General features: G+C 68.6%; 20 protein-coding genes. 10 read left to right on the forward strand and 10 right to left on the reverse strand.

Annotated features, from left to right (window positions below; translation table 11 throughout):
• Positions 1-376: 376 nt before the first annotated feature.
• Both ACZ6QQ_RS23705 and ACZ6QQ_RS23710 read left to right on the forward strand, forming a co-directional pair.
• Positions 377-760 (forward strand): hypothetical protein, encoded by a 384-nt coding sequence (locus ACZ6QQ_RS23705; protein ID WP_465879125.1) that lies wholly within the window; start codon positions 377-379, stop codon positions 758-760.
• Between the two features lie 407 nt (positions 761-1,167).
• Positions 1,168-2,022 (forward strand): hypothetical protein, encoded by an 855-nt coding sequence (locus ACZ6QQ_RS23710; RefSeq protein WP_465879128.1) that lies wholly within the window; start codon positions 1,168-1,170, stop codon positions 2,020-2,022.
• Here ACZ6QQ_RS23710 and ACZ6QQ_RS23715 read toward each other — a convergent pair.
• The 4 genes from ACZ6QQ_RS23715 to ACZ6QQ_RS23730 form a co-directional block, all read right to left on the reverse strand.
• A complete protein-coding gene (locus ACZ6QQ_RS23715) occupies positions 2,019-3,113 on the reverse strand; it encodes a hypothetical protein (protein WP_465879130.1) in 1,095 nt (364 codons plus the stop codon). The genes ACZ6QQ_RS23710 and ACZ6QQ_RS23715 overlap by 4 nt on opposite strands.
• A gap of 236 nt (positions 3,114-3,349) precedes the next feature.
• A complete protein-coding gene (locus ACZ6QQ_RS23720; RefSeq protein ID WP_465879132.1) occupies positions 3,350-6,472 on the reverse strand; it encodes a tetratricopeptide repeat protein in 3,123 nt (1,040 codons plus the stop codon).
• A gap of 388 nt (positions 6,473-6,860) precedes the next feature.
• The gene (locus ACZ6QQ_RS23725) at positions 6,861-7,307 is read right to left on the reverse strand and encodes a hypothetical protein (RefSeq protein WP_465879135.1); all 447 of its coding nucleotides are present in this window, start codon (positions 7,305-7,307) and stop codon (positions 6,861-6,863) included.
• Entirely contained in the window at positions 7,304-8,758 is a 1,455-nt protein-coding gene (locus tag ACZ6QQ_RS23730) for a hypothetical protein (RefSeq protein WP_465879136.1), read from the reverse strand. The genes ACZ6QQ_RS23725 and ACZ6QQ_RS23730 overlap by 4 nt, the downstream gene beginning before the upstream one ends.
• A gap of 371 nt (positions 8,759-9,129) precedes the next feature.
• Between ACZ6QQ_RS23730 and ACZ6QQ_RS23735 the strand changes: the two genes are divergently transcribed.
• The 5 genes from ACZ6QQ_RS23735 to ACZ6QQ_RS23755 all read left to right on the forward strand — a co-directional run bounded on the left by ACZ6QQ_RS23735 (position 9,130) and on the right by ACZ6QQ_RS23755 (position 14,696).
• Positions 9,130-10,857, forward strand: coding sequence for an OLD family protein (locus ACZ6QQ_RS23735; protein WP_465879138.1), 1,728 nt, complete (start codon positions 9,130-9,132; stop codon positions 10,855-10,857).
• Positions 10,854-12,503, forward strand: coding sequence for a UvrD-helicase domain-containing protein (locus ACZ6QQ_RS23740; RefSeq protein WP_465879139.1), 1,650 nt, complete (start codon positions 10,854-10,856; stop codon positions 12,501-12,503). The genes ACZ6QQ_RS23735 and ACZ6QQ_RS23740 overlap by 4 nt, the downstream gene beginning before the upstream one ends.
• A gap of 203 nt (positions 12,504-12,706) precedes the next feature.
• Positions 12,707-13,009 carry a transposase gene (locus ACZ6QQ_RS23745; protein WP_465879141.1) on the forward strand — a complete coding sequence of 101 codons (303 nt, stop codon included), beginning with the start codon at positions 12,707-12,709 and terminating at the stop codon, positions 13,007-13,009.
• Positions 13,006-13,971 carry an IS3 family transposase gene (locus tag ACZ6QQ_RS23750; protein ID WP_465879142.1) on the forward strand — a complete coding sequence of 322 codons (966 nt, stop codon included), beginning with the start codon at positions 13,006-13,008 and terminating at the stop codon, positions 13,969-13,971. The genes ACZ6QQ_RS23745 and ACZ6QQ_RS23750 overlap by 4 nt, the downstream gene beginning before the upstream one ends.
• 575 nt (positions 13,972-14,546) lie before the next feature.
• The gene (locus ACZ6QQ_RS23755; protein WP_465879280.1) at positions 14,547-14,696 is read left to right on the forward strand and encodes a hypothetical protein; all 150 of its coding nucleotides are present in this window, start codon (positions 14,547-14,549) and stop codon (positions 14,694-14,696) included.
• A gap of 4 nt (positions 14,697-14,700) precedes the next feature.
• Here the strand turns inward: ACZ6QQ_RS23755 and ACZ6QQ_RS23760 are convergent, their stop codons facing one another.
• Positions 14,701-15,603 (reverse strand): LysR substrate-binding domain-containing protein, encoded by a 903-nt coding sequence (locus ACZ6QQ_RS23760; protein ID WP_465879143.1) that lies wholly within the window; start codon positions 15,601-15,603, stop codon positions 14,701-14,703.
• Between the two features lie 142 nt (positions 15,604-15,745).
• On the opposite strand from ACZ6QQ_RS23760, the gene ACZ6QQ_RS23765 reads away from it, so the two are divergent.
• Together ACZ6QQ_RS23765 and ACZ6QQ_RS23770 are read left to right on the forward strand one after the other, a co-directional pair.
• Complete coding sequence (locus tag ACZ6QQ_RS23765; RefSeq protein WP_465879144.1) at positions 15,746-16,651, forward strand: SDR family NAD(P)-dependent oxidoreductase; 906 nt, start codon at positions 15,746-15,748, stop codon at positions 16,649-16,651.
• Positions 16,652-17,133: 482 nt separating this feature from the next.
• Entirely contained in the window at positions 17,134-17,604 is a 471-nt protein-coding gene (locus ACZ6QQ_RS23770; protein ID WP_465879146.1) for a YybH family protein, read from the forward strand.
• Between the two features lie 112 nt (positions 17,605-17,716).
• Here the strand turns inward: ACZ6QQ_RS23770 and ACZ6QQ_RS23775 are convergent, their stop codons facing one another.
• Genes ACZ6QQ_RS23775 through ACZ6QQ_RS23790 form a run of 4 tightly spaced genes read right to left on the reverse strand, consistent with a single transcriptional unit; the run spans position 17,717 to position 22,142 of the window.
• A complete protein-coding gene (locus ACZ6QQ_RS23775; RefSeq protein ID WP_465879148.1) occupies positions 17,717-19,162 on the reverse strand; it encodes an NDP-hexose 2,3-dehydratase family protein in 1,446 nt (481 codons plus the stop codon).
• Positions 19,159-19,881: a class I SAM-dependent methyltransferase gene (locus ACZ6QQ_RS23780; protein ID WP_465879150.1), complete on the reverse strand. Its 723-nt coding sequence runs from the start codon at positions 19,879-19,881 to the stop codon at positions 19,159-19,161. Before ACZ6QQ_RS23780 ends, ACZ6QQ_RS23775 begins: the two co-directional genes overlap by 4 nt.
• Before the next feature lie 57 nt (positions 19,882-19,938).
• The gene (locus ACZ6QQ_RS23785) at positions 19,939-20,997 is read right to left on the reverse strand and encodes a glucose-1-phosphate thymidylyltransferase (RefSeq protein ID WP_465879152.1); all 1,059 of its coding nucleotides are present in this window, start codon (positions 20,995-20,997) and stop codon (positions 19,939-19,941) included.
• Positions 20,994-22,142 carry a DegT/DnrJ/EryC1/StrS family aminotransferase gene (locus ACZ6QQ_RS23790; protein ID WP_465879154.1) on the reverse strand — a complete coding sequence of 383 codons (1,149 nt, stop codon included), beginning with the start codon at positions 22,140-22,142 and terminating at the stop codon, positions 20,994-20,996. Before ACZ6QQ_RS23790 ends, ACZ6QQ_RS23785 begins: the two co-directional genes overlap by 4 nt.
• A 364-nt stretch (positions 22,143-22,506) precedes the next feature.
• Between ACZ6QQ_RS23790 and ACZ6QQ_RS23795 the strand changes: the two genes are divergently transcribed.
• Positions 22,507-23,751 (forward strand): methyltransferase, encoded by a 1,245-nt coding sequence (locus ACZ6QQ_RS23795; RefSeq protein ID WP_465879155.1) that lies wholly within the window; start codon positions 22,507-22,509, stop codon positions 23,749-23,751.
• A 141-nt stretch (positions 23,752-23,892) separates the two neighbouring features.
• Here ACZ6QQ_RS23795 and ACZ6QQ_RS23800 read toward each other — a convergent pair whose 3' ends face one another.
• Positions 23,893-25,035, reverse strand: a complete 1,143-nt coding sequence (locus ACZ6QQ_RS23800; protein WP_465879156.1) for a nucleotide disphospho-sugar-binding domain-containing protein — start codon at positions 25,033-25,035, stop codon at positions 23,893-23,895.
• Between the last annotated feature and the right edge of the window lie 12 nt (positions 25,036-25,047).

The raw sequence follows: 25,047 nt of genomic DNA on the forward strand, positions 1-25,047 counted from the left end.
TCTCGTTGCTACAGAGGGCTGACTAACGAGGGGTCGACCGCGCAACCGCGGTCAGCACACCCCGACAGAGTAGTACCTGACACGGTATCGCCCACGTCTGACATTCGGTGCAAGCGATCTAGACGCCCTGGGATCGGTCAGGGGATTTACAGATTAGGCCTTGAACCAGTCGATTAGATTTAATAAGTCTGGTTTTGGGAGAAAGGGTGTTTTTGCGTTTTTCGCCATAGTTCTCATGATCGGTGCCCCACGCGGCCTCAACAGAGGGCCTCGGTGCCGCAGTGTTGGGCCGGATGGCATCACCCACCAGTACCAGGGAGGCAGGACCCGTAGGCTGTGCTCTGGCGACCGTCAGGCTCGAGATCGGAGACCACCCGTGGGAAGAGCGCTGGCTGCACAAGAAGTCAACGTTGCGCGCGAGTGGGTCGCGGGCAAGAAGATCGAGTCTTTCCGGGTGTACGGCGTCAACTCGTTGAAAACCTTGGCGCCCTCGCTCGACGACCTCGTCGGCGACCAGATCGTGGACCTGGTCGCCCAAGACGACGCTCGGCGGGTCGACGTGGTTTGCCGCGTCCACGTCATAGCCGTCGACCTTGAGCGGACCGGGAAAATGGCGGCGTTGCGCGAGACCACCGCATGGAGTCCGGCCGCCGGGACACCTATGCCGACCGGACGAATGACCTTCGAAGACGGCACCGGACTTGACTTCAGGGAGCCGGCGAAGACGAAGCGAATCACGTTTGCCGTGCGTCGTCGCTGACCGCAACTCCTTACTGGCCGAAACACCACCCCACGCCAGCACGCAGATCAGAAGCTTCCTGCCGGCCTTCTCAGTACCCGCCTGCAGCGGTCGGGGGCGGGAGATGAGCGTCAAGGCTCACAGCCCAGCCGATGACGCGCGTCCGGCCACTTCCTCTTCCTGTCTGCCTCCCCTACCCGACCAGAGGCCGTCGCGAAGCAGCCGCCAGCCTTCCTCGTAGCCGCACAGAGGTGTGCAAGCATCGTTGCATGGATGCCCTACCCGGCTCCACGAGGCCGCCCGCTTCGGTACAGGGGTGTTGGACCTGCTCGAGAAGGCCGAAAGGATCTGTGCAGGTTCTGGCCCCCCCAGAGCAGGTGAGAGCGGCCTGGCGTCGACTCATCCATGCTTTGCGGTCTGGCGGCCACGTGCCCAAGGGCTGGCATCTGGTTCACCGCGGCCGCAACACCGGTGACTTGGTTATCGAGCTACGGCGGGGCCGCCACCCGAGCAAGCAGTACCTGCCGGCAAGTCGCTCATCAGTGCCGGTCCCCGAGTTACTGGTGGATCCTCATCCGGTCATCGACCGGTTGCGTGAGCAGCCCAGCCGCCTCCCGGAGTCCGATGAGAACCGCTCCCGGACGCTGTTGCTCCTGCAGGCGCTGTGTCTGGAGGCGGAGAAGCGGGAATGGGCCGTCAGGTTCGGTACGGACGCGCTGCTGAGCGTGGTCGTCGACGAACAGCCGCTCGATGTGCGGGTACGGGAGGAGAAGTGTGCCCGCTGGATGCTGCGCCTAGTGCTCACGGTCACCGACGCCGACGCCGGTGTGGCCGAGTGGAAGGACTACGCCCGCAAGCGGCTTGAGGACGAGTTGCCCGCCGTCCTGACGGACCTGCGCCAACGTGGCCGGCGGCTACGTGACCGCCGCGAAGCTGCAGCGCGGGCGGAGCAGGTGCGGCTGCAGCAGGAACGCGACCGGGTGGTGACGGCGCACCGCGACCAGATCCTGCGGCAGCAGGTGGCTGCGTGGCTGCTGGCCGAGGACATCCGCTCCTACTGCGCAGATCTCGTCAACGGCGGCATGCCGATCGACGACCCGTGGCTGGCGTGGGCACACACCTACGCCGATGACCTTGACCCGCTGGCCGACCCGCCCGGAATTCCCAGCGATCCACCGTCATCGGTGGCCGTGGCGACACCGAGACAGCAGCACGTCGGGAGGACTGCCTCTGCGCCGCCCTATCAACCGTGGCATCCGAACCGCCGCTGGTACCACGGCTAGTAGTGCCAGTGGCCCGCAGTCAGGTACGGCAGCAGGTCATCGCGCTCGGGCTTTGGCGTCTTCGGCATGCCCTCCCGGCTGAGCCGGGGATCCACCTGGTCGGCATGCTGCAGGATCCACGTCGCCCAGGCCCGCACCTCCTGCGCACGGTCGGGCTCCAAGTCGTCAGCGACCGCCGCTAGCGCTGCCGCGTAGGCGCGGGCGTCGTCGGCGAACTGCCGCTCGCCGATACGAGCCTGGATGGTCTTGCGGCGGTGGTCCTCGGTAAACTGTCGTTGGGCCTCATCTTCGCGCCGCTGCCGTTCCCGTCGGCGCTCCTGTTCGCGGCGCTCCTCGGCCTCGCGACGCGCGATCAGGAGGTCGGCCCACCGCTCGATGTGGGTGAAGATCTCGCCGAGTTGCCTGTGCAGGGGCTTGTCGGCGGTGTCGGTCCAGGTGTCGTAGCCGCGGCGCCGCGCCGGATGCACGTCCTTGATCGTCAGCTGTAGCGGCTTGCCGCGCTCCCCGTAGAGCTGGAGCGGGAACTCGTCACGGTCGATCCGCAGGATCAGCTGGCCGCTGTCATAGTGGTCCCGTCGGTTGTGCCGAAACAGCGTCTCGTACCCGCGGAACTCGGCCTCGGTGATGATGGCCTGCCAGATCTGGCGCATCCGCTGCACGGGCCGACGCTTGTTCGGCATCAGGTAGGGCCGGTGCTGGTAGATCATCCGCTCGGGGAAGTCCAACGCCTCGGTGAGGTCCTGCACGATCGGGTGTGGGCGGCGCACCGTCGAGGGGACCGGGACGATCCGGCCGAGGAACTCCTGGGTGCGGGGCCGTGGACGCGGAGGCGGAACCCACTGCCGGGTTGGCTGATCCGGTGGCGCCAACGCGGGCGACTCGACGCCCCGGCGGTCGACCTCCACAAGCAGCAGCGACATGCCACCCGGAAACGACCAGCTGCGCAGCCGGTGCGGACCGGCTCGCAGCAACCGCAGCTTGGCTACCTTCGCCGCGTGTCGCCACGCGGCCAGGGATTCCTCGTCCAAGCCCTCTAGCTTGAGCCGGCCGTGCGCCGCTCTCACCCGGTCGAGCACCAGCTCCGGTGTCACCTCCATCACCGTCTCCTTAACGATTCCACTCGCTGTGCGGGACGCGTTCATCCTGGCCAAATTGCCGTAGCGAATTCGCCTCCGGGCGCTCAGGCACGGGCATGGCCGAGTTCCTCGATGCACTCGTCGGTTGACTAGCCAGAGCCAGTGGTGCGCTGGGCATCGTCGCCAGCTGGCTGGGGCTGATGCTTGGAGGCTTCGTCCGCGCTCGGCGCGCGAACAGCGGCCGTCGGCGCCTACGGCCCCAGTTCCGAATATCGAGGATAGGGCAGACCGAACCACTCCGCGAACGGTGGAAATTCGTTGACTGCCGTGCCCACCTCGGGGGTGGGCTCAGGGGCGCGCCACGGCGCTGCGGTTCGCCCATCAGGCTCTAGCCCGTAGCGGCGCAATTGCTCCGCCTCGACCCCTTCCAAGCTGAGTTCGAGATCAACGAGGCCGGCACCTGCCAGGCACGCGTCGCGAAGCGCTCGATCCGCCTCCTTCGCGCGCCCGTCATTCTCGAATACATCGGCCAGCGCCGACAACACTTCCGTCGTTGGTTGCGCCACGCCACGCAGTAGTTGTTCCGCCTCAGCAGTGCGCCCGGTTTCGCCGAGCATGCCGGCCAGTTCGACGAGCGCGTGCAGGTCCTCGGCGGCTGTCTGACGAAGGAGCGCTTCGGCCTGCTCGGGCTGACCGGCTTGCCGCAGGAAGTGCGCGAGCCGAACCGGCGCCTGGGGTTTGCCAGCGGCGGTCAACCGCCGAAGCACCTCGTTCACCTCGTCGTGATGCCCGAGGTGCATGAGTTCGTAGGCAACATCGAGAAGGACCTCCTGGTCGTCGGTGGCCGCCCGCTGCTGTAGGACATCCGCCGCATCCTCGGTCTTGCCTAGGCGGTCTAGCAGGTTGGGCAGCAGCAGATTCGCGTGCTTGTCGCCGGCGTCGGCGGCCCGCCGCAGCCAGCTTTCGCCTTCTTCGAAGAGCTCGGGATCGTCGTCGAGTTCGATGCCGTCCTCGATGAGCAGTCCGGCGAGCCGCTGCATGGCCCAGGCATGGCCCTCTTCGGCTGCGTGTCGCAACAAGTCGTCCACTCCGCGCCACTGGTCGGCCTCGATCAGTAGTTCGATGCAGTGCTGGAGGGTATCCGCGGGGATCCTCTGGACAAGGGTCGAGCGTAGTGTTCGGCTCTCCTCTGCGCGGCCGAGTTCATCCATGAGGCCGGCGAGCAGAATCGCGGCGATCGGGCTGCCTTTGGCGGTCTGCTGGTGCAGCAGGGTTTCCAGATCGCCTTGCTGGTCTTGCTCGTACAGCACGTTGGCCAGCACGACGAGCGCAGGGGGATCGCCTTGTTCGGCGCGTCCCGTCAACAAGCTGCGGGCCTCGTCGCTGCGTCCGCTGTCGGTGAGTAGGTATACGAGCCGAACAAGAGCATCGAGATCGTTAGGGTTTTCGACGAGCTGTCGCAGGTGCCGCTCGGCGTCGGTGGGGTCTTCGTGCACCTCCTGACCCGAGGTCGCGTCCCACACGTACCGCTGTGCGAGCGACTTGATGGCGCCCTTATGGCCGAGTTCGGCGGCCCGCCTTACCCAGGGGTCGCTCTCGTCGTGCCGGCCGAGCCGGCTGAGGAGAACGCCGATGGCCATGGCCGCGCCGGGTGAGCCCTGATTGGCCGGCGACGCGCAGAGCGTTACCGCGTCGCGGTAGAGGTGGCGTTCCTCGGCTTCCCTGGCCAGGCGTAGCTGGTCCTCAAGCGGGCCTGGGTCGGCGAGCAGGACGGCCCACAACTGTGGGGGCAGCGGATACATATGTTGCTCGGGACGCAGGTGCTGAAGGAGATAGTCGGCGAGCACGTAGCCGTCGGGCTCGCCGAGGTCGGGCTGAGACCGCACCGGCGTCAGCGGAGCGATGACGCCCTTGACCATCCGGGTGACGTAGGCGATAGCCGCGGCGAACCAGGGCGTCGTACGGGCCCGTTGCTGTTCGTCGAGATAACCTGCCGCCGCGTGTTCGAGCATGGTCGCCGACAGCGGGGCGGCGCGACCGGCGGCGCGGGCATCGGCTGCGGCGAGCATGAGCGCTCGGGCGTACGGATCGGCATCCCGGTACGCGGCGATGAGGTCCGGGCCGGCTGCCAGTGCTTGGGTGATCCGGTTCGAGGATCCGGCGGTCGCGATGGCCTCGCGGAGGCGTGAATCGGAGCGCGACCGGGCCAGTTCGACATCGGCGGCTAAGAATGTCGGCGGTACGTCGATGCGGACGGCTCGGGCCAGCAGTGTTCGAACTTCATGGTGCGGATCGGCGTCGCCCGGGTTCGGCTGCGCGGTGAAGCGTTGCCAGTACTGCGGCCACAGGGTGCCGATCACGACCACAGGCGCGTTCGATCGCAGTATCTCCATCAGGGCGACGGCCGCCGCCTCGCCGTGCGGGGAGCTGAAATATCGCTGCGCCTCGTCGAGCCAGATGACTGAGGGTGGACTCGCTGGCCGATCCCGCAAGGCGAGCGCGGTAGTGGGGAACTCCAGCGCCCAGTCCGGCAGACACGTCAGGACCGCCTCGTATGCGGTGCGCGTCTTTCCGGTCGACGAGCCACCGACGAGGACGACGAACACCCCGTTAATGGGCATGGGGTGCAGCAGGCGGCGAAGGTGCGCGTCATGGCTTCGACCGACGTAGTCCGGCAGCGTCGTCGCGACCTGCTCCGCCGGGCTGATCGAGCGGTGCACGCCCAGGTCGAAGGGCTCCCAGTCGACTACCTGGCGCTTCGGCGCTCCGGCCGCGCTCCGCCGCTCACGCAGGGCTTCGCGCCGCTGCTCACGCAGTGCCTCGTTGACATCATTGATGGTGTCCATGGCCTGAGCCAGGACATCACCGGGCGTGAGGAATTCCGCGAAACGTCGGCTGATCTCGGGATAGGCGTCCAGGTAGGCGGACAACTGATTGGCGTCCCACAAGGCCCAGCCCTTGAGGCCGAGGCGCTGCCCGTATGCGGTGAGTAGGTCGTTGACACGGTCGATGCCGCCGCGCCCCGCGACGCTGGAAAGGCGGACGTTCGTGGCAACAATCAAGTACTGCGGGATCCGGCCGTTGGTGACTCGCCGTCGTCGCGGATCAAGCCACTGGTCCAGTTCGCTCGTGAGGGTCTGGCACAACCATTGAGCATCGGCGGCACCGCCAGCGGTCCGGCGGCACTTCGCCTGGAGGACGCCGTAGCCGCACCAATCAGGCCGAAACGACACCTCGCCGTCGAAGGTGGCCTCGCGGCCACCGTCCGGTCCCGCACCAAAGGCCTGGACCGCCGGGCCCAGCACTCGCATCGCGAGCGCCCTACACAACTCCTCGAATCGCCGCTCGTCGAGTCTGCTCAGCTCGTATGCCACAGAACCATCATGAACCTAAGCCCTGACGCGCTCTGTCCTGGCTGGACGGGGCGTAGCTCGAACGAGGCAGTCCTCATGTCCTACGCCCTCGAGGCAGCACGAACTACGAGCCTGTAGGTGGGTGGCCCCTCGACTTCTTTGGCCGGGAGAAGCGGCCAGACTCGTCGTGCGTGATCAGCCGTGCGATGTGATGGGCGGTGCAACGCTGGTTGCGAGTGCAGCGCCGACTTCTGCGGTGCAGGTAGTCCGAAGTGGAGCGCAGACGCCTTGGTGCCGCGACATCTAGACATCCCGGACAGCCGGTCGAGTTGGGCTGCTGCGTCGCTGCTTAACGCTTGCTGCCGCCGGGAACTGGCGACGGAGCCCGCCCGACCGGCCGGAGCTGCTGTCAGTCATCGGGTTCGAGGAACCCGAACCCGGACGCCAGGTACCGCAGTGTGTGCTCGACGAGGTCGTCGACCTCGGCGACGGTGAGGTTCAACGGCGTGGTCACCGTCGCCGACATCCACGGACTGAGCTGCTCGGGTGGGCTGCCCCAGTCGGCGAGATCAAGCATGTCCAGCAGCCCGACGGCCCGTCCGCCAGGCGGCGACGCCCACGGCCGTTCAGTGCCCAGGTGCACTTCGAGACGGCTCGGTCCGGCAGGTGTGGCGGTGTCGGGATGCGGGGTGGCGGCGAGCGGCAGAGACTGGGACGCGGCCAGCCACGCAGCGGTCAGGTAGTGGTGCAGGTCGGCCGGGTTTAGCCGGTGAGGCGGGTCGACCGGCGGGGCGTCCGGGCCGGTGACGTGCTCGGGCAGGGCGGTGAAGTCGATGCGCAGGTCGATGATGCTCACGACGGTGTCACGCAGCCCGTCGGCCAGCTGAAACCGCGCCCACACTCCGAGCGCTGGACGGCCCTCGGTGCCAGGGACGAGCCGGCGGTAGCTGGCGAAGCGCCGGTTGTTGTAGCCCTCGGCCTCGGGAATCCGGTCCCAGTCACCGCCGGCGTCGAGCCCGAACCGGGCGGCGAGCGCGGCGATGACCTCGTTGAGCGGTCCTTCGCGCAGCGCAGCGCGGCGCGCAGCCGCCGCCGTCCGTCGCCGTCGATCGCGAACGCTGCGATGTCGGCCCAGCGCATGGTGGCGGCACACCGGAGCCGCAGGTCCATCATGTCGCCGCCAGCGGTGTGCCAATCGCGGGTCATGCCGACGTCGAAACTGAACGCCGTCTGCGGCTGCCACAGCCAGCCGCCGGGGTCACGGACCAGGCGGCCAGCCTGCCAGTCGCCGCCGTCGAGGAGCACCTCGTCGGCATCGGTGGATAACAGCGGCGGAGTGTCCGCGGTGACGACCGGGTAGCCGACCGAGGACAGCTGCCCGGCACCGCCGGCGGCGCGGATGGTGTCCCACAGTGCGGCGGCGACCGCGACCGCCGGTCGGCCGCGCCCGGCGCAGATCACCGCCTCGCCGCCGACCGGTACGTCAGATGTCTTGCTGGATGGGGCGGTGAAGTGCTGTACCCAGCCGGGTCCGTCGTCGTAAACCTCGCTGCTCGGCTCGCCCAGAACGGCCGCACCACCGGCGGCCCGGTACGCCGCCTCGAACGCCCTACGACAGCCGGGCTCGCCTTGGCCGACCGTGAACCGGCCGCCGGACAGGGCGGCGTGGACATCATCGAGCGTGCCGATCGCCTTGAGCAGCACCTGACCCGGCGAAATGGACTCGGCGAAGCGTGCCGCGACATCGGGATGGGCATCGAGGAACGCGGAAAGCTTGTTGGCGTCCCACAGGTCCCAGCCCTTCAGGCCGAGTCGGTCGGCGTAGCCGGCCAGCAGGGTCCGGACCCGGTCGATGCCGCCGCGCCGCGCGACGCTGGTCAGCCGCACGTTCGTTGTGACGATCAGGTACTGCGGGACGCGGCCGTCGCTGACCCGTTTGCGGGCGGGATCGGCCCACAGGTCCAGCTCCCGGATGATCGTGCGGCTCAGCCAGTCCGCGTCGTTGCGCCCGACGTCGTGCTGGCGGCACTTGGCCTGCAGTATGCCGTAGCCGTCCCAGCCGTCCCAGCCGTCCCAGCCGTCCCAGCCGTCCCAGCCGTCCCAGCCGTCCCAGCCGTCCCAGCCGTCCCAGCCGTCCCAGCCGTCGCTGCTGGTCGGGTACGGCACCGGGCCGTCGAACGCGGCTTCCCGGCCGCCGTCCGGTCCGGGACCGAAGACCTGCAGGCCAGACCCAAGCACATGAACCGCCAACGCCCGGCACAGGTCCTCGAACCGCCGTTCGTCGATCCGGGTCAGGTCGTATGCCACCGCACCATCATCCGGCACAGATGCGGCAGTTCCTGAGGGCGACGCGGGTAGCACCGCGCCGCAGGCAAGCGCGCCACTGACAGCCGCCGCACCGGATCGGGTGAACACCGGCCCGGGCCGACGGGGTCCGCACGTTGCTGCCGATGGCCCGAGCGGCGGCGCTCACGCCGGTGTGCTGAGGGAATACCGGTGGCGTCGGCGACGAGTTAAGTGCGTCCGAGCCAGAAAGTCAGCGGCGGCATCCCGGGTGAGTGCGGCAAGATAGAGCGGCTCCAGGCGGTCCATGGACACGTCCTGTTGAGCGAGGCAATAATCCGGCGAGTTGCGGTCGGAACGGCTCGACCGACCCGACAGAGCATCAGTTTCGAAAGGTGGACGGCGTCGTGCGCGCACTCAGGGTTCGCTTGCAGCGCTTCCGCGGCTTCGTCGACTTGGAGCTGTTCCCGGCCGAGCACGCCGTGGTGGTAGGAGAACCGAGGGCAGGTTGCACCGATTTGATCACTGCCTTGCGGCGGGTGCTCGATCCGCGTAGCACCAACGCCCGTCCCAACCTGCTCGACGTGCACCGACCGGTCCCGACGCCGGACGCGGAGGATGAGCTGACCGAAGTCGAGGTCACGCTGGTCGAGCTCGACGATGCGGTCGCCCAGGAGCTCGACGACCGGTTGGAGCTGATCGATCCGGACACCGGTCTGCCGGCGGAGGAGGCCCGTGCCGACAAGGCGGTCATGGGGCTGCGGTTGTGCTACCGGCTGCGCGTCGACCAGGCCAGCGAGACCGCCGAGCACTGGGTGGAGTATCCGAAGAGCGGCCTGCGGGCACCTCGCGCCGAGCGTGACCTCGTCGCGGCGATCGTGCTAGACCGGCGTGCTCCGCTGCAGCTGCGCCCGGACGGGACGTTCCGGCGCCTGGTCTCCGACGCCGACAATCCGGACCTGCTTGCGGCGCTGGCGGCGTTGAACACGGATCTGGCCGACGCGACCGACCGGCTGACCGGCAGCAACAGCATCCGAAAGACGATCGAGGAGGTTCTCGGAGCCGGCGCGGCGCAGTTGCTGCAGATGACCGGCACCGCCCCGGCCGGCGACATCGGCTTCGCCGCCGATGACGGCTCCGTCTCGGCGATTCTGCGGGCTCTACAGCCCACGCTGGCCCTCGACGCCGCCGGCCCACTGCCGCTCACGGCGCACGGCTCCACCACAACTGGGGTGCTGGCCGCTGCCGAGGCGGTGGTGTCCGCGTCGGCACCTGGCGCGATTGTGCTCGCTGACGACTTCGGCGATGACCTCGACGCGGCGTCTGCGGAGTACCTGGCCTGCTTGCTGCGGCGCAAGGCCGGGCAGGTGTGGCTGTCCACCCGCCGCCCCGACGTGGTCCGGGCGTTCACACCTGAGGAGATGATCCGGCTAACCCGCAGCCACGGTCACCGTCAGGTCCATCAGTTGGCGCCCAGCACCGGCCGCAAGGAACGCTCGGCCCGCCGCCAACTGCACCTGCTCCTGCTGCCGGCGATGACAGCCCGAACCGTGGCGCTGCTGGAAGGTGCGCACGACTTAGACGGCTACACCGCCGTCGCCGACCGCCGGCTGCGCCGGAGTGACGTGGCACCGCCGGCCGCGTCCGGTGTGCGGATGGTCGCCCCGGCCAACGGCGACGGCGGCAAGGATGAATTGCCCAAGCTGGCCCGCCTCGCCAGTGAACTCGGCTTCCACGTGCGCGTGGTGCTCGACAACGACAAGCCCGGCGCCGACGCCGCCCTCATCGCCGAACTCACCGGGGTGGTCGAGCAGGTGATCCAACTGCCCGAACGCACCTCGGTCGAACGGGCACTGACCCACGGGGTCGAACCGGCCCGGCTGCGGACAGCGCTGCGCCAGCTCGCTGACGACCACGACTTGACCGGCATCGACGTTGACACGATCAACGACAAGGATCTCGAAGGCAAGATCATCAAGCAGTTGAAGGCGAAGGGTGGGCTGCACCAGCCGTATGTGGAGGCGCTGCCGCCAGGTCAGGCACCGCCACTAGCCAGAAAGGTCCTCAACACGCTGTGCAAGCCAGTCGGCGCGGTCGGACTGGTAGAGCTGGCGCTGCCGTGACCCATCAGCCTGACCCGACGCAGCGGCAGGTCGTCGACGCCGAAGATCCCGTCCTGCTGGTGTGCGGCGGTGCCGGCACCGGCAAGACCACAACGGCCGCGGCAGCTGTCCGAGCACACCTGCAACGCCTCGACGTCCATCACGCCGCCACGGCCGTCCCGCGCCAGCGCACCCGCCGGCCGACGGCTCGGGCGCTGTTCCTGTCGTTCTCCCGCTCGTCGGTGGCACAAATACTCGACCGCACCGCTGAGGTCCTCGGCCCTTACCAGCCACGAGTTGAGACCACCACCTTCCATGCCTTCGCCTGGCGGATGCTCGCCCGCTGGGGTGGGACGATCGGGCTGGCCGAACCGAGGATGCTCAGCGAGACCGAAGCCAAGCTGTTCCGCGTCCGCGACACGGTCCGCTACCGGGACATGCTGCCCCGCGCCCTTGAGCTGTGCGCCGTGCCGGCCGTCCGCGAACACCTTCAGGCCCGCTGGTCGATCATCGTCTGCGACGAGTTCCAGGACACCGACGACCGGCAGTTCGAACTGCTGACCACCATCCGCGGCGACGCCCGGCTGTTGCTGCTGGGCGACCCCAACCAGTGCATCTACAGCGAACTGCCCGACGTCGTCGGCGTCGGGCCGGAACGGCTCGACGCTACCCTTGAGCTGCCCGGTGCCCGGCGCATCGACCTGCCCGACGTGTCTCACCGCGACCCCAGCAACATCCTGCCGGCCGCGGCAGCCGCGATCCGTCGCCGCGAGTTCGACCATGACGCCGTCACCGCCGCCCTGGACACCGGACGACTACACATCCGGGCGGGCCTGCCGACCGATCGGGAGGCGGAGGTCGTCGCCCGCGTCGTCGAGCAGCTGCGGGCCGAAGGGCACACCGTCGGGGTGTTCAGCCATCACGTCGACGCCACCACCGGCCTGTCCGACCAGCTCACCGGACTCGACATCGCCCACGAGGCCATCGGCCTGCCGGAATGCCTGAGCTCGGCCCTCGACGCGCAGCACGCGATGGTCCAGTTCGCAGGCGATGTCGCCTCCTGGGCGCGGGTGCTGCAACGTCTCGCGGTCTTCGTGACCAGCTCGGTACGTGGCAAACAGGTTCCGGACCTGGCTCGGATACTCCTTGGCCAAGTCCCTGCGCCCGCGACCCTTGAGCGGCGTCTGAACAACCTCCGCCAACACCTGGACGGTGCCGGACCGTCCGCCGCTGTGGTCCTCGCCGCCGAGGCGCACGACACTCTTGGACTGCCCCGCGGCGGCCGTCACTGGCAACGCGCCGCTCAGCTGCTGCAGCCGCAAGTCGTACGTCACCTGCGTCGGCACAGCGACCCGGCCGAGGCGTTGGGAGCCCTCGACACCGCCATCGCCGCGTACCGCACCGACCTGCTCACTCACGTCACCAATGAGCCGGCCGCACCGGTGCAGCTTATGGGGCTGTACCAGACGAAGGGACGCGAAGCCGACTCCACCGTCGTCGTCCTACGCAGCAACGACTTCTACGGACCGGAGCGCCACGAGCCCTTCGAAACCGGCTCTCGCCTGCTGTACGTGGTGCTAACCCGCGCCCGCCACAAGACCATCGTTCTGCTCTTCGGTGACGACCCAAAGCCGCTCGTGGCACCACTGGTCAAGCTGGCCCGCTGAGCCGCGTCCGCGCCCAACCGATCAAGTGATGCCGGTCCGGGGACCAGACTGGCCCGACGAGTGGGCTGACCTCATTCGTAGCGCCCACCCGGACTGCACCGGATCAACAAGCCGGCTATGGGGCTTGGGCCTGACCCGGTTTGACGGACATCCCAGCTCAGGGGGCTTTGAGCCCTCTCGGGAGGATGTTCATCATGGAAGGCATGGGTAAGAAGCCGCGCCGGCCGCGTAGGGCGTTCACGCCGGAGTTCAAGGCGGAGATCGTCGAGGTGTGCCGGCGGGGTGACCGGTCGATTGTCCAGGTCGCGAAGGACTTCGACCTGACCGAGACTGCGGTACGGGACTGGGTCAAACAGGCTGATATCGACTCCGGCGCCCGGTCGGACGGGATCACCAGCACGGAGCGGGAAGAACTCGCCCGGCTGCGGCAGGAGAACCGCCGGCTGCGCGAGGACGTCGACATACTCAAGCGGGCCACGGCTTTCTTCGCGAAGGAGACCCGGTGAACGTGTACCCGTTCATCGAGGCGGAGCAAGCGCGGCAGGACGGCGGGAACGTGAAGCGTGCCTGCCATCTGTTGAAGGTCTCCCGGTCCGCCTACTACCAGCACCGCAACACCGGCCCATCCCTTCACGCCAGGGTCGACGTCGACCTGACCGAACAAATCGGCCGCGTCCAGGAGGCGTCGGCCGGCACCTACGGTGCCCCGAGGGTGCACGCTGAACTCCACGCCCAGGGCCACCGGCACTCCCGTAAACGGATCGCCCGGCTGATGCGCACCGCCGGCCTGTGCGGCCGGGCTCCGAAACGGTGGCGCACCACCACGGTGCCCGACCCGACCGCGACACCACACCCGGACCTCGTCAGGCGGGACTTCACCACCAACCCGGGCGGGGTTGATGCCCGCTGGTGCGGCGACATCACCTACATCAACACGTGGGAGGGCTGGCTGTATCTGGCCACGGTCATCGATCTGGCCTCCCGCCGGGTCGTCGGCTGGGCCACCGCCGATCACCTACGTACCGACCTGCCCGCCCAGGCGTTGTCCAACGCCATCAGGTCACGGCGTCCGGCCGGTCCGATGATCTTTCACAGCGACAGGGGGTGTCAATACACGAGTGCCCAGTACGCCCGCCTCGCGAAGCGGCACAACGTCCGTCTCTCCGTCGGGCGCAAGGGGCAGTGCTGGGACAACGCCGTCGCCGAATCGTTCTTCGCCACCATCAAGACCGAGCTACTCGACCGGCGGGCCTGGCCAACCCGGGACGCCGCCCGCACGGCGATATTCACCTGGATCGAGGGCTGGTACAACACCCGCCGAAGGCACTCCACCCTCGGCTACCTCAGCCCCCGCCGCCTACGAGGCCTCCGCCTACCCGGGCAGGTCATTCAGCACGGTAGCGTGAGATCAACTTATCGACCCTGTCCGTCAAATCGGGTCAAGGCCAGGTCCCGAAGCATGTGGTGAACACGAACAGTGTCACTGAGCAGGACTTATGCTGCTCTGCTGATCTTCAGCAGGCGATCACAGCGGCGCGCACGAGCGACCGGAGCAGGTAGCCCGAATAGAGAGAAGCCGCAGGTCATCAGCCTGCGGACGTCAACGGAGCGTCGGGTTAGGAAACCGATGCTCTATCCCCTGAGCTACGAGGGCGCGGGGCTACAAGGTATCTGTCTGCGGACGGTAGCCGTCGACAGGGAGCGGTAGGCGTCGTTGGTCGTTGGTAGTCGTCGCAGTCGGACCAGGGACCCCACGCACACCCCCACGAACCGGTCAGTGATCTTGTCGTACGGTCACGCCACCGGACAACGGCGATCGTCCTCAACACCCTCACCCTCACGGCCATGCTCGGCCTCATGGTCTGGATCTTCCAGGACGGCAACCTCCGGCCCCCTGGCATTCACTCCGACCGGTCTCACCCGACACCGCGATGCCGCTGCTGATGTTCGCGGTCGCCTCCGGCCTGTCGATGGACTACGAAGTCTTCCTCCTCGCCCGAATGAAGGAAGGAGTACGACCGCACCGGCGACAACCACACCTCGATCGTTACCGGCCTCGCCAAGACCGGACGGATCGTCACCGCCGCGCCGATGGTGCTCTCCACCACCTTCTTCGCCTTCGTTACCAGCGGGATCACCTTCATGAAGACCGCCATAACCTGGTGTTCATCACTCGGCCTTACGGGCCGGTGAGCGGCTACGCGAGCGTGTACGTGTGTTCGGGGAGCTGCGGCGTAAGCAAGCACTGGAGGAAGGTGGTGAGGACCTGCCGTTGGTCGTCGGCGCGCCAGACCACGGCCAGTTCGGCCAGCGCCAGATCGGTCACCGGCCGGCATTCGATGCCGGGCCGCCGGTAGAGGTCGACGTTGCCCTCCGCCAGCAGCGCCACGCCCAACCCTGAGGTAATCGCCTCGAAGACCTCGTCCGGCGAGGCAGCCTCGCCGCCGAGGATCGTCTCCCGACCGCAGCGGGCGTCTGCGGCGAGCCAGAAGTCGCGCAGCGGCCCGGCGGCAGCCGGCAGGGCGATGAACGGCTCCGCCAGCAGGTCGGCGAAGGCGATCTCGGTACGGACGCTCAGCCGGTGATCCGAGGGCAGGGCCACCCAACGCCGCTCGCGGGCCAGGACACGGGTACGCAGACCGTCACCCGGCACCGGCAGCCACACGAAGGCGACGTCGCTGGTGCCGTCGGCCAGCCCGGCGGTTGGTTCGTCCCAGCCGACCAGCCGCATCGAGACCGTCCAGTTCTTGGCCACCTCGCGGAACCTCCGCAGGGCTGGCCGTTGCAGGTTGCGACCGACGGCGGTCTGCATGCCCACCGTGAAGACCTGCCAGTCGGCCAGGGCTCGGGCGGCTTCAAGCCCGCGGGTGAACACGGCTATGGCCTCGCGGGCGGCCGACAGAAACGCCTCGCCTGCGGGCGTCAGCCGTACTCCGCGGGTGTCCCGAAAGAACAGGAGAAATCCGAGCCGCGTCTCCAGGGCCCGGATCTGCTTGGACAATGCCGGTTGGGATATGAACAGCCGCTCGGCCGCCCGGGTGAAGTGCAACTCCTCGGCGACCGCCACGAAGTAGCGCAGTTCCCGCAGGTGCGCGTCCATGACCAATGGCTATCACAGATGGTCAGGCCCTCCAACTCGCACGCCGTAGCTCATAACCACCGGTTATCACGACGGGTCTTGGCGCCTACCACGCCAATGTACCGAGACTGGCAGCCAACACGGATCACAACGGAGGGAAGCGATGTCTGAGGCAATCGGGCGGCCGTCGAGACGTGGTCTGCTGGTGGCAGGTGCCGCCGGCATCTCCATGGCCGGCCTCGCCATGGGATCGGCCAGGGCAAACACCCAACATCCACCAGAGCCGGGGCGTGGCCCGGCAAACCCGAACGGCCGGTTCGCCGACAAGGTCGTGCTGATCACGGGTGCCACCTCCGGTATCGGCAAGGCCACCGCGTACGCGATGGCACGCGAAGGCGCGCACGTGTTCTTCTGTGGTCGCCGAACCGCACTGGGCCAACGCAACCAGCATGAGATCCGGCAATTCGGCGGCGAAGCCACGTTCCTGCGGGCAGATGTCCGTCGGGAGCAGGACATCGCCGCGTTCGTCGCCGCGTGCGTACGCCGGTACGGGCGTATCGACATCGCCTTCAACAACGCGGGTGTGGAGACGCCCAGCCCGGCTCCGCTGCACGAGCAGTCGATCGAGGTGTTCGAGGACGTGTGGCGGACCAACGTCGCCGGTGTCTTCCTCGCCATGAAATACGAACTACCGCACATGCTGCGACAGGGCGGCGGCATCATCATCAACACCGGCTCGATCTCGTCGGAGGTCGGCTTCGCCACGATCGCGCCGTACAACGCCAGCAAGCACGCCGTCGCGTCGTTGACCAAGGTGGCCGCGCTGGAGTACGCCGACAGGAACATCCGGGTCAATGCGCTGGCGCCCGGCGCAGTAGACACCCCAATGCTTGAGCGCGCTGCGGCCGGGTTCGGCGTGACGTACGAGCAGATCGCCCAGGACTACCCGATCAAGCGCATCGTCAGTCCGGACGAGATCGCCCGAGTGGTGATGTGGTTGGCCTCCGACGACGCCACGGCCGTGATCGGGACGAACATCGACGCCTCGGGCGGGTACCTCACCGGCTGACCCCCGCCACGGGCCGGCAACGACCGACCAGCCACAGTCGGGACGGCAACAGAACGGCGACTGCCACGACAGCCCGGCCCACAGGCGCACAGGATCGACAATCACCACCGCACACCCGACCTGATCCACACCGTACGCATGGTGGTCATTTGATCACTTTCAGCCCCTCTCCCTGCTCCTGACGCGCTGGCCACGGGTGCCGGAGCGCATCGGCAACCCCGAGCACACGGCGACGAGCACCTTGCCTTGATCTAGCGCACGGCAGGAGAAGATTTTCGGCCGTCGCCGGACCCATAGTGGGTGGGCCCCGTCCAGCCGACCGGTACGGCGTACACCGGTTGTCCGGACGGGCGCCGCCCCATGCCCACTACGGGCCGACCAACCAGTTCCTCCAACCGAATGCCGTCCCGCACCACGGTTGGAGCGCCTTGGCGAGCACCTTCGCCGCCCCGTTCATCTACATCGTTACAGGGAGGGATCGCGTGAAGAAGCTCGCCACCGTGTTTCTGGCAGTAGTCCTGGGTGGTTTTCTGGTGGCACCGGCGCAGGCCGGCCCGAGGCACCAGGACCAGGCCCATTGGCGCCCCGGCTGCGCGCAGCGGTTCGACCAGCTCGTCCGCCAGCGGGATGTGGCCTTCCAGGCCCGTGACCTGCGCCGGCTGATGCCCACCTACCGGCAGGATGCCGTGGAGGTCGATCCGAGCGGGACCTACCTGCCCGGCAAGGCGAGGATCGAGGCCCACCTGACGAACCTCTTCTCCCTGGACTTCGAGTCCACCTTCGTGGAGTACAAGCGGATCGTCGACGGCTGCGAGACCGCGCTGCTGGTCCTGGAGTCCCGGTTCACCGGCGCCGCGATCGGTGGCGAGATGCACTTCCTGACCACGCAGACCTTCACGTTCGAGCGCGGCGAGTGGCGTCTCCTGCTCGCCGCCAACACCCCACTGCCCTGACGGAACACCGCCGACGATCCCGCGTGCCGCGCAAGATCCAAGCCACCGCACGCGGGATCATCGGCGCCCAGCCGGGTGGCCACGGAGTGACGGCCGGGGCCGCAGGCTGGGTCTACAGGTCGACCGCTCGGGAGTTGAGTACCGACAGCAGGGTACGGGCCTGCACGTTGACATAGTGGCCGTGCCGGACGAGCGAGTTCAACTGGCCGCTGGTGACCCAGCAGAAGCCCGGCGGCGGTTCGGTCGGCGCCTGCTCCGGCTCCGCGTCGATGATCAGGTAGCGGCTCTCGGCGTGGTAGAACCGGCCGCCCTCCTCGGAGTGGACCGCGTCGTAGCGGATCGTGCGGGCCTGCGCGTCGAGTACGAGGTCGAGGAACGGCGGACGACTCGGGCCGGTCAGGTGGTTGTGGTAGTTCGGGGTGAGCTGCACCGTCGGGCCCAGCTCGACCGTGTTGAGGAAGCCGCCCTCGACCCTGGCCTGGGCCAGCAGGTGGGGTACGCCGCCGAAGCGCCGTACGAGGAAGGCCGCGATACCGGTCCCGAGCGGCTCGAACAGGGGCTGGGTCCAGCCGGCGACCTCGCGGTTGCCGGCCTGGACGGCCACCGCCATCACCCGGAAGTACCAGTTGCGTACGTGGTCGATGGAGGAGTCGTCGCGTACCCAGTCGCGGACCTCGTTGAGCGGGATCAGCCGGGCGGAGACCTGGTGCCGGGCCCGCTCGGCGGTGATCCAGGAGAGCAGGTCGGTGTCGGAGTGCAGCGCGCCGGAGTCGGCGTGCCAGGCCGGTGCGCAGGCCAGCACCGTACGGGAGTCCATGTTGACGACGTTGTCGAGGCGCAGCAGTTCGCCGATCTGGCCCAGGGTGAGCCAGCAGAAGTCGTCGTCGAGCGGGACGTCCTCGTCGGTCTCGACGATCATGTTCCGGTTGACCTTGCGGAAGAACCAGGAGCCGTGCTCGGACTGCAACACGTCGGCCAGCACCCGGCCCCGGTCCCGCCGGGTGAAGTGTTCCAGGTATTTCACCTCGCCGCCCTGGTGCACCCTGGTGTAGTTGCTCCGGGTGGCCTGGACCGTCGGGGACAGTTGCAACAGGTTCGGGTTCCCCGGCTCCATTTTGGCCTGCATCAGGAAGTGCAGTACGCCGTCGAACTCCTTGGTCAGGATGCCGAGGATGCCGATTTCCGGCTGCACGATGATCGGCTGCTGCCACTCCGGGAACGGCCCATCCTCGACGGTCACGTGCAGCCCTTCGACGGTGAAGAACCGGCCGCTGCGGTGCCCGAGGTTGCCCTGGTCCGGGTCGAACGACCAGCCGTCGAGTTGGTCGAACGGGATGCGGTCGACCTGGAAGTGGTGGGCCTGCTTGCGGGCGGCGAGCCACTCGGGGAACTGCGCCGTGGCGATGCCCGCGCCGGTGGTCCTGACCTGGGCGGAGTAGGCGAACCGGCCGGGCACGGTGGTGTCCTCGCGGGGCCGCAGCCGCGGGTCGGGCGGGAGGACCGTCGTGCCCCGGGCCGCCGGGCCCGGCAAGCCGGTGCCCATGTCGAGGTCGGTCATCGTACGTCTCCTTCCCGCCATCCGACGAACAGCCCACGTCCGGCCTGTACGTCGCTGATGTACTCCGTCTTGCAACCGGCGTTTGCGAACGCGGCCTCGTACTGTTCACGCGTCCAGAGCCCGAACACGTGGTTCTCGGTGAAGTGCCGGATGCCTCGCCGGTCGGCGACCGTCCAGTGGCTCTCGATGTGGGTGGCACCGTCCCGCTCGCGGCTGTGCGACACCCGGGCCACCGTCATCTCGGGTCGGCGGATGACGTCGCCGGCGATGTAGCCGTCGAGGTAGTTTTCCGGGAAGTACCAGGGTTCCACGACCAGCACGCCGCCGGGGGCGAGGTGGGCGACCATGCGGGTGAGCGCGACCCGCAGCGCCGCCACCGACGGCAGGTACGCGACCGCGGTGGACAGCGAGATCACCGCGTCGAAGCGCCGCCCCAGGTCGAAGTCGCGCATGTCCCGCAGGTGGACCTCGACGCCGGGCAGTTTGGCCCGGGCGACCGAGATCATCGGCCCGGACAGGTCGAGGCCCTCGACGTGGTCGAACGCCTCGCGCAGGGTCAGCAGGTGCTCCCCGGTTCCGCAGCCGACGTCGAGCAGCGATGTCGCGTCCGGCCGGCGGGCGCGGACGATGTCGGTCACCAGTTCCGCCTCGCGGTCGAAGTCCTGGCCGCGGGCCCGGTAGGTCAGGTCGTAGACCCGGGCGAGGTCATCTCCGAACATCGAACCCCCTGTGTCGGTGCTGTCCGGCCCGGGGCGACCGGGCGTCGGGCGCGGCGGTCACGCGGCCAGCTCGATCCACGCGTCGTCCCCGACCACCATGCGGCGTCCGGTGGCACGGGAGCGGATGGTGGCCGAGCGACCGATGAGCGAACCTCGCAGACCGGGTACGTCCGAGATGGACGCGTCGTCGAGCACGATCGAGTCGGCCAGGTTCGTTTCCCGTACCAGGCAGTTGTCGCCGATCGCGGTGTACGGTCCGATGGTGCTCGCCTCGATGACGGTGTTCGACCCGACGACCACCGGTCCCTCGATCCGGGAGCGCAGCACCCGCGCGCCGGGTCCGATGGTCACCTGGCCGATCAGCTCGCTGGCGTCGTCGACGACGCCGAGGATCGCCGACCGCAGTGTCCCGAGTTGGTGCCGGTTGCATTCCAGCACGTCCTCGGTGCGCCCGGTGTCCTTCCAGTAGCCCTGGTACTCGATCGCCGTGACCTCGGCACCGTTGGTGAGCAGCCACTGGATCGCGTCGGTGATCTCCAGTTCGCCACGGGCGCTGGCCGGGATCGCGGCGACCGCGGCGTGGATGGCCGGGGTGAAGAAGTAGACGCCGACCACGGCCAGGTCGCCGGCCGGTTGTTCGGGCTTCTCCACCAACCCCCGGACGTTGCCGTGCCGGTCCAGTTCCACGATGCCGAACTGGCGCGGGTCGGCGACCTGGTACACCAGCACCTGGGCGGCCGGGCGGCGGGCGGTGAACTCCTCGGTGCTGCCGAGGATGCCGTCGGGCAGGAAGTTGTCGCCCAGGTACATCACGAAGTCGTCGTCGCCGAGGAAGTCGCGGGCGATCCTGACGCAGTGTCCCAGCCCGAGCGGCTCGTCCTGGACGATGTAGGTGACCCGTACGCCGAGGCGGGAGCCGTCGCCGATGACGTCGCCGATGGCGGAGGCCCACTCGCCGACGACGATGCCGATGTCGGTGATGCCCGCGTCGCGGATGTTCTCCAGGACGTACTCCAGCACGGGCTTGTTGGCGATCGGGATGAGCTGTTTGGGCATCGAGTGACTGAACGGTCTCAGGCGGGTACCCGACCCGCCGGACAACACCAGTGCCTTCATGACAGTCGGGCGCGGCGGTGCTCGACGGCCTTGCACAGTTCGCCGGCCACGGTCCGGACGTCGGCGTCGTCGAGTCCCTGGTGGATGGGGAGCAGCAGGACGCTGGCGGATGCCTGCGCGGTGCCGGGCAGGACCGCGTCGGACCGGAAGAGCGGCACGGTGTGCAGCGGCTCGTATCGGAAGGTCGTGTAGATGCCGCGTTCCAGAAGGTCCTGGGCCACCTGGTCGCGGATGGCCGGGTCGAGCTGGACCCAGTAGAAGTAGTAGGTCGTCTCGTGCCCGGCCGGCAGCGGTGGCGAGATCCGGATGCCCTCGACATCGGCCAGCAGCCGGTTGTACGTCTCGGTGATCTCGCGGCGCCACTGCACGAAGTCCGGCAGTCGACGCAGTTGCACGCTGCCGATCGCGGCGGTCATGTCGTTGCCGATGACCCGGCGGCCGACGTCGTGGATGTTCAGGTCCCACCACCGCCGGGACACCTTGGACGCGGTGGTGAAGGCGCTGCGGTCGTCCACGCCGTGGTAGGCGAGTCGCATGGCACGCCTGCCGAGTTCCGGGTCGCGTACGTACAGCATGCCGCCGTCACCGGTGGTGATCACCTTGCGGGAGTCGAAGCTCCAGGTGGCGATGTCGCCGAAGGTGCCGACCCGCTTGCCGTCGACGGCGGAGGCGACCGACACGGCCGCGTCCTCGATCAGCGGGAGTCCGCGATCGCGGCAGAAGGCGGCGATGTTGACGATGTCGCCCGGATGGCCGCCGTAGTGCAGCACCAGCACCGCCTTGGTCCGTACGGTCAACGCCCGCTCGATGTCGGCGACCGACGGGTTGAGCGTGTACGGGTCCACGTCGCAGAAGACGGGGCGGGCGCCGGTGGAGGCGATGGCGTTGGCCGCGCCGACGAAGCTGACCGACGGCAGCACCACGTCGTCGTCGGGGCCCAGGTCCAGCAGTTCCATCGCCAGGAACAGGCCGGAGGTGGCCGAGTTGATGAAGATGAGACGGTCCGGGTCGACGCCCAGGTGCTCGGCGAACTCCGCCTCGAACTTCTTGGTCCGGGGGCCGTACCCCAGCCAGTTGCCGGCGAACACCTCGCGTATCGCGTCGAGTTCCTCGGCGCCGAGGTTGGGCTGGGATATGTTGATCATCTTTCCTCCGACGGTGCGGACGTCCCCCGGCCCGGCGCGAACCTCCGCCGAACTTCCGCCCCGGCCCATCGGGCTCCGCGAGGAGCGAGCCAGGCACGGAAAGACGTCATAGCTGACAAATTCGCGCCGCATTTGCACTGGTCACACCAAACAATGCATATCGTCGGGCTTCGTTGCGGAGCGTCGCATCTCCCGTATTGCGCTATCGGGCGCGCACCCTCGGAGATGACACGGACATATCTGCTGGTACAGGCTTTCGCAGGTAGCGGGATCAGATCTTGGTCCTACCCGGACCCGGCGCGCGGCGAGCAACGGCTGACCCGACTCGTCCCGGTTCGCCACGACTTCCGAGGGGGGTTGCCTCGTGCTTGGCAACGATGTACCGCCGACCGTAGGTACGTGCCGCGTCTGTGGCGGCGCCGTCCAGGAATGCCTCGATTTCGGGCAGCAGCCCGTCTCCAGCGCGTTCGTCGACCCCGAGCGGACCGACACGGAGGTCTTCTTCCGGCTGGCGGTGGGCTTCTGTACCACCTGCACGATGGTGCAGCAGCTCGAAGAGGTACCCCGGGACCAGATGTTCCGGCTGGACTACCCGTACCGGTCGTCCGGCTCTGCGGTGATGCGCAAGCACTTCGAGCAGACCGCCCGGCAGCTGCTGGAGACCGAACTGACCGGGCCGGACCCGTTCGCGGTCGAGATCGGCAGCAACGACGGCATCCTGCTCCAGGACATCGCCAACGCGGGCATCCGGCACCTGGGCGTGGACCCGTCCGGCGGGGCCGCCGCCGTCGCCCGGGAGAAGGGCATCCGGGTACGGGTCGAGTTCTTCGAGGAGAAGACCGCGCGCGCGATCCGGGCCGAGGATGGCCCCGCCGACGTCATCTTCTCCGCGAACACCATCAGCCACATCGCCTACATCGGCTCGATCTTCCGGGGCGTGGACGCCCTGCTCGCGCCGACCGGGGTGTTCATCTTCGAGGACCGCTACCTCGGCGACATCATCGAGCACACCTACTTCGACCAGATCTACGACGAGCACTTCTACCTCTTCTCGCTCCAGTCGGTCCAGGCGATGGCCGCCACGTTCGGCTTCTCCCTCGTCAACGCCGAGCGGCTGTCCGTACACGGTGGGGCGGTGCGCTACACGGTGGCCCGTACCGGGTCGCGGGAGCCCGAGCCCGCCGTCGCCGAGTTGCTCGCCCGGGAGGACGCCCTCGGTCTCGGCACGCCGGTGACCTACGAGCGGTTCGCGGCGAACATCAGCAAGACCCGCGACGACCTGGTCGCGCTGCTGCACGACCTGCGCTCGAAGGGTCACACGATCGTCGGCTACGGGGCCACCGCGAAGAGCGCGACCGTGGCGAACTACTGCGGCATCGGGCCGGAGCTGGTCTCGGCCGTCTTCGACTCGACCGTGGAGAAGCAGGGACGACTGACCCCCGGCTCGCACATCCCGGTGCTGTCGCCGGCGGAGTTCGGCGACCCCTACCCCGACTACGCGCTGCTGTTCGCCTGGAACCACGCCGACGAGATCATGGCCAAGGAGCGACGTTTCCGCGAGAACGGTGGCCGCTGGATCCTCTACGTGCCGGACGTCCACATCGTCTGACCGTCGGCGGCGGGACCCTCGGCCGGGCTCGGTGGACGGCACACGTGACCCCCGGTCGAGGGAGAGGCGGCGCGCAACGGCTCGCGGCGGGACGACGGGGGTGATCGGCGGGTCGGTCCGGTCGAACGCGGTCCTCAGGCGTCAGCTCGGCAGCGCCGCCGCCACGACCAGTTCCGGCAGCCGGTCGACGATCTCCGCCGGGGTGGGTTGCGCGGCGACCTCGGCCGCGACGCCTTCCGCCGCGCGGGCGAACCCCGCCGTGCTCAGCAACTCTCGGGTGTACTCGGTGACCGTGCGCGCGGTGGCGTGTTCGGGGCCGAGGCTCAGCCCCGCCCCGGACGCCACGACCGCCTGGGCGTTGTCGGCCTGGTCGTCGAACTGGGGCAGGACCAGTTGCGGCACGCCGGTCGCCAACGCGGTCAGGGCGGTGCCCTGTCCACCGTGGTGGATCACGACGTCGCAGGCTCCGAGCACCTGGGCCAGGGGCAGCCGGCCGGCGTGCCGGACCGCGGTGGGCAGCGGCGGCCAGGTGCTGACGACGTCGTCGTCCACCGCGACGACGACGTCGAGCCCGAGCCGGGCCAGGGCCTGCAGCACCGGTACGACGAGCCCCGGCACCGTGTCCGCCCCGAGCCGGGGCACCAGGGTTCCGACGGTCAGGCAGACCCGCGCCCGCTCGCGCGGCTCCAACACCCACCGAGGTACGTAGGCGTCGCCGTTGTACGGCACGTACCGGATGCCGTGGTGGTTGCCGGTGTGGGGCAGCCGCAGGCTCGGCGGCCACGGGTTGATCACCCGGACCGGGTCGGGCAGCGTGTCCCGACCGAGTTCGGCCAGCACATCACGCAGTTCGGCCGCCGCACCCGCCCGGTACTCGGGCATCGCCGGGATGCCCCAGTGCATCTCCACCTGCGCGATGCCGTACGACGCGGCGGCCAGCGGTCCGGCGAACTCGGCCCGCTCGCTCACCACCACGTCCGGTTGCCAGGACTCGACCAGCTCCCGTACGTGCGCCAACCGGGCCTCGGCGAGCTGCCCGAACGCGCGGCCGTGCGCGTACCGCCGGTCGTCCGGCCCGTGCCCGGTCACGGCGGCGGCCAGTTCGACGAAGTCGACGTCCGGCCCGCACGAGGACGCCGGCAACCCGGACCGCAGTACCACCGGCATGAACCGGTCCGAGGTGGCGACCAGCACCTCGTGACCGGCCAACCGGCCGGCCCAGGCCAGTGGGACGAGCGGGAAGAAGTGGCCGGACAGCGCCACGGTGGTGAAGAGGATCCGCACGGGTGCCTCCCC

Source organism: Micromonospora sp. NPDC049529 (assembly GCF_055586685.1).

What these genes read in the sequence shown, in the direction of transcription:
- ACZ6QQ_RS23745 (WP_465879141.1), top strand. Translation starts at nt 12,707, where the DNA reads ATGGGTAAGAAGCCGCGCCGGCCGCGTAGGGCGTTCACGCCGGAGTTC.
- ACZ6QQ_RS23760 (WP_465879143.1), bottom strand. Translation starts at nt 15,603, where the DNA reads ATGGACGCGCACCTGCGGGAACTGCGCTACTTCGTGGCGGTCGCCGAG.
- ACZ6QQ_RS23765 (WP_465879144.1), top strand. Translation starts at nt 15,746, where the DNA reads ATGTCTGAGGCAATCGGGCGGCCGTCGAGACGTGGTCTGCTGGTGGCA.
- ACZ6QQ_RS23775 (WP_465879148.1), bottom strand. Translation starts at nt 19,162, where the DNA reads ATGACCGACCTCGACATGGGCACCGGCTTGCCGGGCCCGGCGGCCCGG.
- ACZ6QQ_RS23780 (WP_465879150.1), bottom strand. Translation starts at nt 19,881, where the DNA reads ATGTTCGGAGATGACCTCGCCCGGGTCTACGACCTGACCTACCGGGCC.
- ACZ6QQ_RS23785 (WP_465879152.1), bottom strand. Translation starts at nt 20,997, where the DNA reads ATGAAGGCACTGGTGTTGTCCGGCGGGTCGGGTACCCGCCTGAGACCG.
- ACZ6QQ_RS23790 (WP_465879154.1), bottom strand. Translation starts at nt 22,142, where the DNA reads ATGATCAACATATCCCAGCCCAACCTCGGCGCCGAGGAACTCGACGCG.